General features: G+C 76.9%; 1 protein-coding gene. It reads right to left on the bottom strand.

The window, feature by feature from the left end:
- Positions 1 to 502, bottom strand: a 502-nt coding sequence (locus N869_RS18235; protein ID WP_035063390.1) for a hypothetical protein, incomplete at both ends; no start/stop codon positions are given.

Raw genomic sequence — 502 nt, 5'->3', positions numbered from 1 at the left:
CGGCCTGGGCGGCGGTGGGCACGGCGACCCCCTCACCGGTGGGCACGGCGCGCCCCAACCCCAGGGTCGCGGTCCCGGCAGCGAACCAGAGGGTGGGGGCGACGGCGAAGCGCAGGCCGCTGGCAGGCCGGCGGGCCACCCGCCAGCAGTACAACGCGGCGACCACGAGGACCCCTGCGGTCGAGGCCACGACGAGGTCGGTCCCGGTGGGGTCGGGGGGCAGCGGGTACCCGTCGACCATCGACGTCAGCAGCATCACCGGGATCAGCAGGCCACCCACGGTCTCCAGCGCCCGTGCCACGACGTCGGCCCCGCTGCGGTGCAGCAGGGCCGCGGCGGCGAAGGGCACCGCCGCGGCAGCGAGCTCGGCGACGGGGCGCATGGCGGGGGCGACGTCCGCGAACGCGAACGCCACCAGGCCGAAGACGCCCACGAACAGCAGCAGGACCCCGAGGTAGGCCAGGCCGTGGACGCCGAGGTCGCGGCCGATCGACGCGGCCAG

The sequence above is a fragment of the Cellulomonas bogoriensis 69B4 = DSM 16987 genome (genome assembly GCF_000767165.1).
Lineage (GTDB): Bacteria > Actinomycetota > Actinomycetes > Actinomycetales > Cellulomonadaceae > Actinotalea > Actinotalea bogoriensis.
The sequence above is the reverse complement of the archived record's forward strand: the minus strand, read 5'-3'. Positions and strand labels throughout refer to the sequence as shown.